The sequence below is a fragment of the Rhodoferax sp. genome, assembly GCF_034519335.1.
GTDB lineage: Bacteria > Pseudomonadota > Gammaproteobacteria > Burkholderiales > Burkholderiaceae_C > Allorhodoferax.
In genome coordinates this window covers 106,234-119,888 of the sequence record NZ_JAXHOL010000044.1, presented here as the reverse complement: position 1 = coordinate 119,888, position 13,655 = coordinate 106,234, and the positions used below count along the sequence as shown (strand labels likewise).

12 protein-coding genes are annotated in these 13,655 nt (G+C 62.5%); 5 read left to right on the top strand and 7 right to left on the bottom strand.

The genetic code is table 11. The annotated features are described in order from the left end of the window. Window positions 1-6: 6 nt before the first annotated feature. Window positions 7-2,244, bottom strand: coding sequence for a putative bifunctional diguanylate cyclase/phosphodiesterase (locus U5O12_RS19855; protein ID WP_322580314.1), 2,238 nt, complete (start codon window positions 2,242-2,244; stop codon window positions 7-9). A gap of 177 nt (window positions 2,245-2,421) precedes the next feature. Here U5O12_RS19855 and U5O12_RS19850 point away from each other — a divergent pair, with 177 nt between their 5' ends. Together U5O12_RS19850 and U5O12_RS19845 are read left to right on the top strand one after the other, a co-directional pair. Next, a complete protein-coding gene (locus tag U5O12_RS19850; RefSeq protein ID WP_322580313.1) occupies window positions 2,422-3,837 on the top strand; it encodes a methyl-accepting chemotaxis protein in 1,416 nt (471 codons plus the stop codon). Window positions 3,838-3,924: 87 nt separating this feature from the next. Then, a complete protein-coding gene (locus tag U5O12_RS19845; protein ID WP_322580312.1) occupies window positions 3,925-6,333 on the top strand; it encodes a Cache 3/Cache 2 fusion domain-containing protein in 2,409 nt (802 codons plus the stop codon). 61 nt (window positions 6,334-6,394) lie between these two features. On the opposite strand, the gene rocF is transcribed toward U5O12_RS19845, so the two are convergent. Both rocF and U5O12_RS19835 read right to left on the bottom strand, forming a co-directional pair. Next, window positions 6,395-7,309 carry an arginase gene (gene rocF / locus U5O12_RS19840; RefSeq protein ID WP_322580311.1) on the bottom strand — a complete coding sequence of 305 codons (915 nt, stop codon included), beginning with the start codon at window positions 7,307-7,309 and terminating at the stop codon, window positions 6,395-6,397. Beyond that, window positions 7,306-8,313 carry an asparaginase gene (locus U5O12_RS19835; protein WP_322580310.1) on the bottom strand — a complete coding sequence of 336 codons (1,008 nt, stop codon included), beginning with the start codon at window positions 8,311-8,313 and terminating at the stop codon, window positions 7,306-7,308. The genes rocF and U5O12_RS19835 overlap by 4 nt, the downstream gene beginning before the upstream one ends. 102 nt (window positions 8,314-8,415) lie before the next feature. Between U5O12_RS19835 and U5O12_RS19830 the strand changes: the two genes are divergently transcribed. Beyond that, a complete protein-coding gene (locus tag U5O12_RS19830; protein WP_322580309.1) occupies window positions 8,416-9,273 on the top strand; it encodes a phytanoyl-CoA dioxygenase family protein in 858 nt (285 codons plus the stop codon). Window positions 9,274-9,354: 81 nt separating this feature from the next. Next, on the top strand, window positions 9,355-10,014 hold the full coding sequence (locus tag U5O12_RS19825; RefSeq protein ID WP_322580308.1) for a ProQ/FINO family protein: 660 nt from the start codon (window positions 9,355-9,357) through the stop codon (window positions 10,012-10,014). A 54-nt stretch (window positions 10,015-10,068) separates the two neighbouring features. Here the strand turns inward: U5O12_RS19825 and U5O12_RS19820 are convergent, their stop codons facing one another. After that, complete coding sequence (locus U5O12_RS19820) at window positions 10,069-10,365, bottom strand: Bor family protein (RefSeq protein ID WP_322580307.1); 297 nt, start codon at window positions 10,363-10,365, stop codon at window positions 10,069-10,071. A 216-nt stretch (window positions 10,366-10,581) separates the two neighbouring features. On the opposite strand from U5O12_RS19820, the gene U5O12_RS19815 reads away from it, so the two are divergent. Continuing rightward, a complete protein-coding gene (locus U5O12_RS19815) occupies window positions 10,582-10,989 on the top strand; it encodes a hypothetical protein (protein ID WP_322580306.1) in 408 nt (135 codons plus the stop codon). Between the two features lie 23 nt (window positions 10,990-11,012). On the opposite strand, the gene U5O12_RS19810 is transcribed toward U5O12_RS19815, so the two are convergent. The 3 genes from U5O12_RS19810 to U5O12_RS19800 are packed head-to-tail and all read right to left on the bottom strand — an operon-like array spanning window position 11,013 to window position 13,598. Then, entirely contained in the window at window positions 11,013-11,732 is a 720-nt protein-coding gene (locus U5O12_RS19810; RefSeq protein WP_322580305.1) for an LrgB family protein, read from the bottom strand. Further along, the gene (locus U5O12_RS19805; RefSeq protein ID WP_322580304.1) at window positions 11,725-12,090 is read right to left on the bottom strand and encodes a CidA/LrgA family protein; all 366 of its coding nucleotides are present in this window, start codon (window positions 12,088-12,090) and stop codon (window positions 11,725-11,727) included. Before U5O12_RS19805 ends, U5O12_RS19810 begins: the two co-directional genes overlap by 8 nt. 5 nt (window positions 12,091-12,095) lie before the next feature. Beyond that, a complete protein-coding gene (locus U5O12_RS19800; protein WP_322580303.1) occupies window positions 12,096-13,598 on the bottom strand; it encodes an FAD-linked oxidase C-terminal domain-containing protein in 1,503 nt (500 codons plus the stop codon). Between the last annotated feature and the right edge of the window lie 57 nt (window positions 13,599-13,655).

Below are 13,655 nucleotides of genomic sequence, written 5' to 3'. Positions count from 1 at the left end.
GCGAGCCTAGGTTCGCGCAGCCACCCAGTCGGCCAGCGCCTCGGCCGCCATGGGCTTGGCAAACCAGTAGCCTTGTGCATAGTCGCAACCGGCTTGCACCAGCAGGTCGCGCTGCTGGGCCGTCTCCACGCCTTCGGCCACCACCTGCAGGCCCAGTGCATGGGCCATGGCCACCATGGCTTTGCACAGCGTGAAGTTGCTGGACGCGGGCTGCAGATCGCGCACAAAGGACTGGTCGATCTTGATGAAGTCGATGTCGAACTTCAGCAGGTAAGACAGGGAGGAGTAGCCGGTGCCAAAGTCGTCCAGCGCCACCTGCAATCCGGCATCGCGCCACTCCAGCAGTTTGGCCGTGACGCTGTCGTTGCTGTCCAGCAGCACCCCCTCGGTGATTTCGATGGACAGGCTGTCGCCCGGCAGGTTCAGGGCGGCCATACGCTGCACCCAGTTGGTGTCGGGCCGGTGGCTGTGTTGGAACTGCACGGGCGAGGTGTTGATGCTGATCTGGAAATGGGGCGCCAGGCTGCGACGCCAGGCTTGCACCTGCAATGCTGCCTGTTCAAACACCCAATCGCCCATGGGCACAATCAGGCCGCTGGTTTCTGCCATCGGAATGAAGGCGGCCGGGCTGATCAAGCCGCGCTCGGGGTGCTGCCAGCGCAGCAGGGCCTCGGCCTTGTGCACGGCGCCGCTGGCCAGCGCCACAATGGGCTGGTAGAGCAGCTGCAGCTGTTGCAAGCCCACGGCGTGGCGCAGGTCGTTGGTCAGGCGGGCGCGGGTGAGGGCTGCCTCTTGCAGGGCGGGGGTGAAAAAGCTGAAGCGGTTGCGCCCCGCGCCCTTGGCTACATACAAGGCCTGGTCGGCATTTTTGTACAGCGCTTCGACCTCGGTGCCATCGGCCGGATAGAGCGTGACCCCCACGCTGGCCGACACGAACACCTGTTCCTGCCCCAGCTGAAACACCTGCGCCATGGTCTGCAGCAATTTGTGCAGCAAGGGCTCCAGGTCGGTCTCGGGCATGAGTTCGGTCAGCAGCACAGTGAACTCGTCACCGCCCATGCGGGCTACGGTGTCGCACTCGCGGACGCACTGGCGCAGGCGCCGTGAGGCCTCCAGCAGCAGCAAGTCGCCGTTGTCGTGGCCCAGGGTGTCGTTCACTTCCTTGAAATGGTCGAGGTCGATGAACAGAATCGCCAGTTGCAGGCCGTCGCGCCGGCTGCGTTTAATCTCTTGTTCCAGCCGGTCACGCAGCATGCGGCGGTTGGGCAGGCCGGTCAGGGGGTCGAAGTAGGCGTGCTGGCGTACCAGCGCTTCGGCATTTTTGCGGTCAGTGATGTCGGTGTGCGTACCGATCATGCGCAGCGGGCGCCCGTCGGCATCGCGGCTGATCACCATGCCCCGCGTGTGCACCCACTTCCAGCGGCCGTCCTTGCATTGCACGCGGTGCTCGTTGGAATAGGTCGGCGTCAGACCATCAAAGTGGGCCTGGCGGTCCTGCTGCATGGTGGCCAGGTCGTCCGGGTGGGTGCGCTGGTCCAACTCTTCGGGCTTGTTGGCCAGCTCGTCTTCGGTGAAGCCATACATCTCGACCAGGCGCTTGCTGAAGTATTCGCGCCCGCTGGCAATGTGCCAGTCCCACACGCCGTCGCCTGTGCTCTCCAGTGCCAGCTTCCAGCGCTCTTCGCTGTCGCGCAGGGCAGCCTCGGCCGCTTTGCGCTCCGAAATGTCGGTGTGGGTACCAATCATGCGCAGGGCCTGGCCCTGGGCGTCACGGCTGACTACCGTGCCCCGGGTGTGGATCCATTTCCAGCTGCCGTCTTTGCAGCGCAGGCGCAAGTCTACGGCGTAGCTGGGGCTGCGGCCTTGCAGGTAGTTGGTGAAGGCGGTGCTCACCGTGGCCAAATCGTCCGGGTGCACCCGGCTCACGAACTCATGGTTGGCGTGGGCAATTTCGCCGACCTCATAGCCCAGCATTTGCTGCCAGCGATGGGAATGGATTTGCTCACTGGTGACAAGGTTCCAGTCCCACGCACCAGCACCAGAGCCTTCCAGCGCCAGTTTCCAGAGGTTGTCGCTGTCGTCTTCGAAATGCGAGCCACTCCAGGCGCGAAAGCGGTGAGGCAAAACCAAACCTTCCAACACGGTGGGCGAAGGCTCGTCGGCGGAGGGGAAGGAGGAAGGGTCTTGGGTCACGGCAGCGGCCTGCACCACCACCATAGGCGTGCACTCTCTGGACTTTTCCACTTTATCGCAAAGTATGTGCCACCGCCATGGTGGCTTGCCCTCTTGTCAGGGGTCGGCATCGGCTCTGAAATGCGGTGTGGAAAGCTTGTGCTTGATTCGCATCAAGGCTGCTGCCCCTGGCTCTCTGTACGCTGCCGTGTCCTGCAAACTGTTCCCCAAACGTTGGAGATATCCCCAATGACCCAGAAGAAGCCAATTTCCAGCGCCGAGACGCTCGCCATGTTGGGCGACCGCGTCCTGCTGAGCTACATCTGCCTGTCCGCCTTGGTCAGCATCCTCCTCGGAATGAATTTTGTTGACTCCGGGTTGGCTTTTACGGCCACTTTGGTCTTGTTGGCCATCGCCTTTGGCGTGTTCTGGCTGGCCCGCTACACCACTGCCAGTCGTTTTGTATTGACCTTTGTGTTGGTGGCGTTTGTGGCGCTGCATATCCAGCTCAGCCGTGGCATGTCGGAGCTGCACTTTGGTGTGTTTGTGGCCTTGGCGTTGTTTCTGGTGTACCGGGACTGGCGTGTCATCGTTTTTGGTGCAACCTTGTTTGCAGTGCACCACGTGGGCTTTGACCGCCTGCAGGCGGCAGGCTTTGGCGTGTATTGCATTACCGAACCCGACTTTGGCCGCATCGTCATTCATGCCTTGTATGTAATCACCCAAACGGGTGTGGAGGCGGTGATGGCCATCAACATGGCCCGGGCTGCCCGCGAGGGGGATGAGCTGCGTATCCTGGTGGCGCAGGTGAACCGCGAAGGCAGTATCTCGCTGAACGTGCGCGATACCGCCACCAGCACCCGTGGTGGTGACTCGCTCAAGGCCACGCTGGGCCGCATGGAAGCGGCCGTGGCCGCGGTGCGTAGCAGCTCCGCCAGCATCGAGGTCGCTTGCTCCGAAATTGCCAGCGGCAATCAGGACCTGAGTAACCGCACCGAGCAAACTGCGGCCAATCTGCAGCGCACCGCCAGCAGCATGGGCCAACTGACCGGCGCGGTCAGCCTCTCGGCCGACAATGCCCGCGAAGCCAACTCTCTGGCCATGGCGGCTAGCCAAACCGCGACCAGGGGCGGCGAGGTGGTGGCCCAGGTGGTGCAGACCATGCAGGGCATCAACGACAGCTCGCGCAAGATTGCCGACATCATCAGCGTGATCGATGGCATTGCCTTTCAGACCAACATCTTGGCACTGAATGCCGCAGTGGAGGCTGCCCGCGCGGGTGAACAGGGCCGTGGTTTTGCCGTGGTGGCCAGCGAAGTACGCTCCCTGGCCGGGCGCAGTGCTGAGGCGGCGAAAGAGATCAAGCAGCTCATTGGTGCCAGCGTGGAGCGGGTGGAGCAAGGCAGTGCGTTGGTCAACCATGCCGGCGAGACCATGACCGAGGTGGTGGGCAGCATCCGCCGGGTGACAGAAATAGTGGGAGAGATCAGCGCAGCCAGTGCCGCCCAAGCCAGCGGGGTGGCCGAGGTGCGCGATGCGGTGGCCCAGATGGACCAGGCGACCCAGCAAAACGCGGCATTGGTAGAGGAAATGGCTGCCGCAGCCGGCAGCTTGCGGTCTCAAGCGCAGGACTTGGTCCAAACAGTGGCGGTGTTTCACGCCTAAATCTGGTTGAGGCGCGCTTGGCATGCAAAATGCCGGGTGTGACAAGGGCGCCCCGTGTGGTGGGCGTTGTACGACAAGGATTTCGCAATGGAAGCAGTGCAGTCGGGTCGCCGGACCTGGGGTGTCGGGGCCAAGGTTTCGGCAAGTGTGTTGGTGCTGGTAGGGGCATTTTTTGCGCTTCTCATCACAGTCATCGGGTATTCACTGGGCAAGGTCATTGAGGATCGTGCCAACAGCGAAGTGGCCGAGAAAACCAAGCTGGTGGTAGACCTCGTCGATGAGTCGGACCAGGATTTGCGCAGCCGCACCAATGGCTTGGGCAAGGTATTTCAAAGCAACCTGAGTGGCACGTTTACGCTGGAAAGCACCACCATCGACATCGCGGGCAAGCCCACTCCCGCGCTGGCATTGAACGGCCAGCCGCTGAACCTGCAGTTTGAGCTGGTGGACAAGTTCACTGCCAGTACCGGTGCGGTAGCCACTGTATTTGCAAAAACGGGTGATGACTTTGTGCGCATTACCACGTCCCTGAAGAATGAGAAGGGCGACCGCGCTGTAGGCACCCTGCTGGACCGCGCGCACCCCGGTTACAAAGCCACTTTAGAGGGCGGTAGCTTTGTCGGACTGGCCACCTTGTTTGGCCGCCAGTACATGACGCGCTACGACCCCATCAAGGATGCCAGTGGTGCTGTGGTGGGCCTGTCCTTTGTTGGGCTGGACTTTACTGAGTACCTGACCAACCTCAAAGCCAAGTTGCGGGCTCTCAAGATTGGCAACACTGGCTACTTCTATGTGCTGGATGCACGCCCAGGCAAGAGCTATGGCACCCTCATCGTGCATCCCGCTGCCGAGGGACAAAACCTGCTGGAAACAAAAACACCGGATGGGCGTGAGTTCATCAAGGAGATGTTGGAGCAGAAGAATGGCTTTATTCGCTACCCCTGGATCAACAAGGAACTGGGCGAAACACGAGCGCGTGACAAGGTGGTCGCATTCTCGTATCTAAAGAACTGGAACTGGGTGATCGCAGGTGGCACCTATGTGGACGAATACACCGCCGAGGTACGGCAACTACGCAATCTGTTTGCAGGTATCGGCGTGTTGATGGTGTTGCTCACTGCCGGTGCGGTATATCTGGTGTTGCGCAATATGGTGAGTCGCCCCCTGGCGCTGGCCAGCGATGCTGCCCAGCGCATCGCGCAGGGTGATTTGACGGTCCAGCTAGAGTCCCACAGTGGCGACGAAATTGGTCAACTCGCCAGTGCCATGAACCAGATTGGCAGTGGCCTGACGCAGGTGGTGCAGGCGGTACGCCAGGGCGCAGAAAGTGTAGCCACGGCCAGTTCTGAAATCGCCCACGGTAACCAGGATTTGTCGGCCCGCACCGAGCAGCAGGCGAGCGCCTTGCAGCAGACCTCGGCCAGCATGGATGCCTTGGCCCACACCGTGCGGCAAAACGTGGACGGAGCCCAGCAGGCCAACACCCTGGCGCAAAGTGCATCGAGTGTTGCCGAGCGGGGAGGGGCGGTGGTGGGGCAAGTGGTGCAGACCATGAAGGGCATCAACGACTCGTCTGCCAAAATTGCCGACATCATCAGTGTGATCGACGGCATTGCCTTCCAGACCAACATCCTGGCGCTGAATGCAGCGGTGGAGGCCGCCCGGGCGGGTGAGCAGGGCCGTGGCTTTGCAGTGGTGGCCAGTGAGGTGCGGTCATTGGCCGGACGCAGCGCCGATGCCGCCAAGGAGATCAAGCAACTCATCAACGCGAGTGTGGAGCGTGTGGAGCACGGCACCGCCTTGGTCGATCAGGCGGGCGCCACCATGACCGAGGTGGTGGACAGCATTCGCCGGGTGACCGAGATCATGGGCGAGATCAGTGCCGCCAGCTCTGCACAAAGTGATGGCGTGGCGCAGGTGGGGCATGCGGTTGCGCAAATGGACCAGGCCACCCAGCAAAATGCCGCGCTGGTGGAGGAAATGGCCGCTGCTGCGGGCAGTCTGCGCAGCCAGGCCCAGGAGCTGGTGCAAACCGTGGCCGTGTTCCGCGGCAATACCACCAGTTCCGCAGGCCCTGCACCTTCGCTGGCTTTGACTCCGGCAGCTGAACCGCGTCTGCTAGCCGGTGGCTTGGGTATCAACCTCGACAACGCGATCAAGGCCCACGCTGACTGGCGCTCCAAACTGCGCTTGGCGGCGCAGCGCCATGAAAGCCTGGACGCAGAAACGGTGAGCCGCGATGACTGCTGTGAATTGGGCAAGTGGCTGCACGGGCCGGGAGCCAGTGGCACATGTGGCAGGGCACCCAGTTTCAGTGCGCTGATTCAGGCACACCAAAAGTTCCACTTCGCCGCTGGCAAGGTCGCGCAAACGATTAACGAGGGGCAAGGCGCACGCGCGCAAGACATGCTGGGCAATGGCACTCCGTTCGCGGAGGCGTCGTCTACGGTCACCCGCTTGATCGTGCAGCTGAAGAAAGAGTGCAACGCGGCTTGAGTGAATGGTGCGCGGTTTGCGCATCACTGTGCTAATGCCGTCAACCGGAGGTGGGGCGAACTTACTTTCGCATCAAGGTTGATTTGCCAAAAAGCGACTCGATCAAGTCAACCGCCACTTCCGCCGTGCGGTTGCGCTCGTCCAGCGCGGGGTTGAGCTCAAACACATCCAGGCTGCCCAGGCGGCCGGTGTCGGCAATCATCTCCATGCAGAGCTGTGCCTCCCGGTAGGTGGGGCCACCGCGTACGGTGGTGCCTACGCCGGGCGCAATGTCGGGGTCCAGAAAATCCACATCGAAACTCACATGCAAATGGGTGTTGCTGTCGATGAGGGCCAATGCCAGCTCCATCGCGGCGCGCATGCCCATCTCGTCGATGTAGCGCATGTCGAAGACCTCCAGGTCCTGTTCATGCACAAAGCGCTTCTCGCCTTCGTCCACACTGCGGATGCCGATCTGCCGCACCCACTTCGGACTGATGGCTGGCACATGGCCGCCAATCTCAATCAGCTCCTGCGGGCCAAAGCCGCACAGGCAGGCCACCGGCATGCCGTGGATGTTGCCGCTGGGCGTGAGCGTGTTGGTGTTGAAGTCAGCATGCGCATCCAGCCACAGCACGCGCAGCTTCTTGCCCGTCTCGCGGCAGTGGCGTGCCACGGCGCTGATGGACCCAATGCCCAGGCAGTGGTCCCCGCCCAGCACGATGGGCAGACGGCCGTCCTGCAGCTCGGCGTACACCGCGTCATGCAGGCTGCGATTCCAGGCCGTTACCTCGGGCAGGTGGCGGTAGCCGTTCACCGGTGGCAGCCAGGGGTTGGCCGGGCCGCTGAGGTTGCCTTTGTCCAACACTTCCAGGCCGTGGCTTTGCAGCACGCATGCGATGTTGGCCACACGCAGGGCCTCGGGCCCCATGCTGGCACCGCGGCTGCCCGCACCAATGTCGGTCGGGGCGCCTATCAGGCTGACGCGGGTGTTCATGGGGTCTCCAGTTGGAAAGCCGGGCGGCGCTCGCCCACCAGCAAGCCGCGCGCGTTGCGGATCTCGGCCGCGCGCCAAGGCTTCAGCGCCGCACGCTGCGCATCATCCAACCAACCCAGCTGGTCCAGCACTTCCACGCTGGCGGCAAACAGCGCGGGCTTGTTGCCGTCAATGATCTTGAGCGCAAAGGCCTCGCCCCTGCTTTTGCTGCCCACCACCTGTACGCCATCCGCGCCCACCTTGCTGACCCAGTCTCCCCGGCCCACGCGCATGAAGTCCAGGTCGTTGCGGCCGGTGCCGCTCACCATTTTGGGGTGGGCCGTCATCGCCTCACTCAGCAAGGCAAAGCTGGCGCCAAACTCTGGGTCTTGCGCGCCACTGGCCAGGCGCGCGTAGCCGCGTGCCAATTTGGAGAGCGGCATGGCGAAGTTGGGGGCCGAGCAGCCGTCAATGCCCATGGGCATGTCCTGCACCTCCATGCCCACGGCGCGCGCCACATCGCGGGCAATGGCTTGCTGCAGCGGGTGGTCGGGCGCGGTGTAGTCGTCCAGCGGCAGCCCGTGTTGCACGCAATAGGCCACAAAGCCCGCGTGCTTGCCGCTGCAGTTGTTGTGCGCTTCGGTGTAGGTCGCGCCTTCGGGCGCGCTCTTGTCAAAGTAGGTGAACTGCAGCGGTACATGGCAGCCACAGCGCAGCGTTTTGTACGTGTGCCCGGCCTTCTCCAGCATGCTGTTGGCGCCATCCACGTGCATGGCCTCGCCATTGTGGCTGGCGCAGAGCATAGCGTTTTCGGCTTGGGTAAAGCCAAACTGCGCGGGGCCACCGGCCTCCACAAAAGGCAAGGCCTGCAAGGCCTTGAGCGTGGAGCGGGTGAAGGTGACCAAGTGCGGGTCGCCCGCAAAGGCCTTGAGTTGACCGCTCCGGTTGACCACAGCTAAGGCGCCAAAGTGCAGACATTCGGGCGTGCCGCCGCGGGTAAGTTCGATGAGGGGGGCGAGTTTCACAGTGCGGGTTCTCCTGCGCACAAGCGTATCCGATTTGGCTGCGCGTGTGCCCAGGCTGTCTATACTGAAACGCTATTGCCACAGCCCAACTTTGCATAGCCCATGCTCACAGCCGAACAGAAAACCCGCTACCAAGAAGACGGTTTCATCATCCTGCCGAACTTTAAGACCGCTGCCGAAATTGCTGCCGTGCGTGCCCGCGCCGAGGCTATCGTTGAGGCGTTTGACCCGAACGAAAGCAAGACCATCTTCACCACCAACGACCAAGTGCGCAAGGTGGACCACTACTTCCTGAACTCGGCCGACCGGGTCAGCTGCTTCTTTGAGGAAGAGGCGTTTGGGCCGGATGGCGAACTGCGCCAGGCCAAGGCCCTTTCCATCAACAAGATCGGCCACGCGCTGCACGACAAAGATCCGGTGTTCGAGGCCTTCAGCCACGGCGCTGCGCTGGCCGAGGTGGCGGCCGATGTGGGGCTGACCCAGCCGCAGGTCTGGCAGTCCATGTACATCTTCAAGCAGCCCGGCATCGGCGGCGAGGTCGGTTGGCACCAAGACGCCACGTTTTTTGACACCACGCCCATCAGCGTCACCACCTTCTGGTTTGCGCTGGAAGATGCCACGCTGGCCAACGGCTGCCTGTGGACCGAACCCGGCGGCCACCGTGGGCCGCGCGGCGTGCTGCGCGAGCGCTTTGAACGCCGTGGCGACACCATCACCATGAACAAGTTGGACGCCACGCCCTGGCCCGCCAGCAATGTGAATGCCATTCCGCTGGAGGTGAAGGCCGGTGCGCTGGTGGTGTTTCATGGCCTGCTGCCGCACTACAGCGCACCCAATCGCTCGGCCGTGTCACGCCATGCGTACACCTTGCATGCGACGGATGCCAGCACGCATTACGCGGGGACCAACTGGCTGCAGCGGGGGGCTACGGACCCGGTGCGCGGTTTTTTACTGCCCTAGCCAACTGGATGGACGGCGCAGTGGCGGTGCCAGTCACTGGCATGATCGAGGGCTTTTCTCCAGCCCTTCTGAATTTTTGACATGACAGACACTTTGCCAACCCCGCCCGAAACGCTGGCTGACGATGCCCCAGTAGTCGCTGCTAAGCGCGCGCCCAAGCCCGATGTTTTTCCGGTGTTGGAGCAAATGGCGGCCTTGTACCCCCAAATGTTTGGTGCCAACTTCCTGCCCATGAAGCGTGGCATCTTCCAAGACCTGCTGGAGGCCCACCCAGACACCTTCGAGCGCGACAGCCTCAAAGCAGCGCTCGCCCTGCATACGCGTTCTACTCGCTACCTGACGGCGGTGGCCTCCGGCGAAGACCGGTACGACTTGCAAGGCAAACCCGTCGAAGCGATGGCGCCCGAGCATGTGCACCACGCGCTGCTGGAAGTGTTTCGCCGTCGCCAGAGCCGCAGCAAAGAAGATCTGCGCCCCAAACTCGTACAACGCATTGTGGTGGCCTGTGAGGCTTCGGGCCTCACCCCACAGGTCTACAGCGAACTGGTGCGTGGCCGCGACGAGGCCGCCAATGCGGTACTTGACGAAGCTATGGCAGAAGCCAGCGCCCGCCTCGCCAAGACAGAGGCGCTGCTCAAGGCCTTCAAGGCCAGCGGAAAATCGCTGGACGTTTTTGCCGACATGTACGGCATGGACCCGCGCGCGGTGAGTCGCATGCTGGCGCGGGCTACCGTGGGCTGATTGCCCGCAAAAAAGCCCCTTCGGGAGGGGCTTGGGTTTGCGCGGTGGGCAAGTTTATTTGCAGTACACGCGGGCAGTGCGCGGCGTATAGATGCCAAGGGTAATCATGCCAAACAGCACATCGGTGGCCGATTGCTCCACCGCGACGCCGGTGACCTTGTCGGCACCGCCGCACACTTTGCCGGCATCCACCGACTTCATTTGCCCAATGCCGCTGACGAAAAAGGTCTGGCTGTCTTCAGCCTTCGCAGTTGGCATGGCAGACAGTTCGCCTGCCACGTTGAAGCGCTGGTTCGCGCAGCCAGCCAGCAACGTAGCGGCAACGACGGCCACAAAAGCAGATTTCATCATTCCAAATTCTCCCAAAGTGAGTGAGCAGACATACAGGCAGCCTATGCGAAACAGGCTGTTGGACATTGAAACCCGCTTGGAGCCTGGCGTCAAGGTCAAAAACGCGCCCCAGACAATTTGTGCAAATCTGCAATTTGTTACAGCAATCCCCGGTTTCTCCTCTTTTCGCCCATGGAGTGCTGTGCCATAGTGATCCCACCGGCGTGGAGGCATGTAGTGCGTGTTTTTGTAGTCCTTTTGATGTTGGGTGGAGCACCTGCGGTGTTTGCACAAGCGTTGGCGCCTGTTGTATCTGAGTCACCGGTAGCCATGGGTGCTAATGACCGCGCGCTGGTAATGCGGGCGGACGGGCAGCGCAAACAGCTGGAAAACTCGCTCAAAGACTATGTGGTGGCTTTTGACAGCCGCGTAGAGCGCCCCGGGGAGTTGCCGCGCAAGACGGTAGGCTTGGCGGTCACCTCTTTTTCTGGCAGCCCCCTGGTGCTGGCCTACGACCCGAATGGGAAAAGCATGATGGCCCAGTGGCGCTCGGAGCACACCACGGCCTTTGGTCAAACTTTTCAATACCAAGCTTTTGTAGGCCAATCGGGTGCGGTCAATTTGGTCGTGAGTTCACGCTTTTAGCCAACACCCCTGCAGAACCCGGTTCAGCGGAAAAATAGCGGCATCAGCAGCGATGCCAACACCACCTGCAGCCCCAATGCCAAGCCTGCGTAGGCTCCGGCATCCGGATTTACCTGCAGTGCCCGCGCTGCGCCAATGCCGTGGGATGCAGTGCCCAGAGCAAACCCACGCGCCGCCCAGCCGGTGTCGCTGTGCGGCAGTCTCAGCAGGCCAAATAGCACTTTGCCACTCAGTGCGCCGACCAAACCTGTGAGCACTGCAAACACCGCTGACAGCGCCGGGATGCCGCCAATCTTGTCTGCAATGCCCATGGCCACCGGCGCCGTGACGGACTTGGGTGCCAGCGACAGCACCACATCCGCCGGCAAGCCCATGGCCCACCCCAGAGCCAACGCCGACCCACTGGCTGCCGCACCACCTAACAAAGACGCTATCAGCAAGCGCCGCCAGCGCTGGCGCACCTGGGCGCGGCGCTGCCACAGCGGCCAGCCCAGCGCCACTACCGCAGGGCCCAGCAAAAAATGGATGAACTGAGCGCCCGAGAAGTACGTAGGGTAGGACACGCCAGTGGTGAGCAGCACCGTCGCAATCACCACCACACTCCACAAGACTGGGTTGGCCCAGGCGGCTTGGCCTACCCGCAGGTACAGCGCATGCGCCAGCACATAGGTCACCAATGTGGCGGTCAGGCCAAACAGCGGGGTGGCCGAGAGGTAGACCCAAAGTGCGACAAAGTCAGACATTGGAGGCGTCTTCAACGTCGTCGCCCTTGCTCAGGTGGTAAAGCACCAGTGCGGTCACGGCCAGGCCGATCCAGGTGGACAGTACCAAGACCAGCAGCATGCGCCCGCCATATTGGCCCAGCAATGCCAAGTGCGTCATTACACCCACGCCCACCGGGATAAACAATAACGAGAGGTGCGCCAGCAAAAAATCGGCACACTGCGCTACCGGCTCACGCACCAAGGGCCAGCGCAGGGCGACAAGCAACAGCACCATGCACACCACCGGGCCTGGAAGCGGAAGGTGTAGACCGCGCGCCAGTAGTTCGCCGGCGCTTTGCAGCGCCAGGAGCCAGGCCAAGCCGCGCAAGCCTTGCATGGCAGCTAGAGCCGAGGCAGGTCCGGGTGTTTGATCTTGCCGCCGCGCACCAGTTCGCGGCCATATTCGGCACAACGGTGCAGCGTGGGAATCACTTTGCCGGGATTGAGCAATCCTTTGGGGTCAAACGCTTCTTTGAGGGCGAACATCTGGGTGTTCTCCTGGGCGCTGAACTGCACGCACATGCTGTTGAGCTTTTCCACGCCCACGCCGTGTTCGCCCGTCACCGTGCCGCCCATGGCCACGCTGGTTTCCAGAATGTCGGCGCCAAACAGCTCGCAGCGGCGCAGCTGGTCAGCGTCATTCGCGTCGAACAGGATCAGCGGGTGCAGATTGCCGTCGCCCGCATGGAACACATTGGCGCAGCGCAGCTGGTACTTCTTCTCCATCTCGGCAATTGCCAGCAGGATGTCGGCGAGGCGCGCGCGCGGGATGGTGCTGTCCATGCACATGTAGTCGGGGCTGATGCGGCCGCTGGCGGGGAAGGCGTTCTTGCGCCCGCTCCAGAAGCGCAGGCGCTCGGCCTCGCTGTTGCTCACTGCAATGCCGGTGGCGCCCGCCGCGCGCAACACTGCGGTCATACGGCCAATTTCTTCTTCCACTTCTTCGGGCGTGCCGTCGCTTTCGCACAGCAGGATCGCCTCCGCTGTGAGGTCGTAGCCCGCGTGCACAAAATCCTCTACGGCGGCGGTCATGGGCTTGTCCATCATCTCCAGCCCGGCCGGGATGATGCCGGCGGCGATGACCGCGGCGACCGCATCGCCTGCTTTGCGCAGGTCGTCGAAGCTTGCCATGATGCAGCGCGCCAGTTGCGGCTTGGGCACCAGCTTGACGGTGACTTCGGTGATCACGGCCAGCATGCCTTCGCTGCCCACCAGCACGCTCATCAGGTCGTAGCCCGGCGCATCCAGCGCGTCGCCGCCAAACTCGATGGCCTCGCCCTCCATGGTGAAGCCGCGCACCTTGAGCACGTTGTGCAGCGTCAGGCCGTACTTCAGGCAATGCACGCCGCCCGAGTTCTCGGCTACGTTGCCGCCGATGGTGCAGGCAATCTGGCTGCTGGGGTCGGGCGCGTAGTACAGGCCCAGCGGCGCAGCGGCCTCGCTGATGGCCAGGTTGCGCACGCCGCACTGCACCACGGCGGTGCGGCTGCGCTTGTCCAGCTTCACAATCTTGTTGAATTTGGCCAGCGACAGCGTCACGCCCAGCGCATGCGGCATGGCCCCGCCCGACAGGCCGGTACCCGCGCCGCGCGCCACTACGGGCACGTTCAGGCCATGGCACACGCGCAGGACGGCGGCTACCTGGCCCTCGGTCTCGGGCAGGGCCACCAAGAGCGGGCGCTGGCGGTAGGCGGTCAGGCCGTCGCATTCGTACGGTGTTGTGTCTTCCGTCTGGTACAGCAGGGAATGTGGTGCCAAATAGGGTTTTAGTCCCCGCAGAATATGCGCGAGAAGCTCTGCTTTTGATAGCAAATCTTGGGTGCTGGCGGTAGCGGGTGCGTTCATTGGGCTGTCTCTCGGTGTGGTCTGCACTCTAGTGGAAAGCCGGCCGCTGTGGCGTGA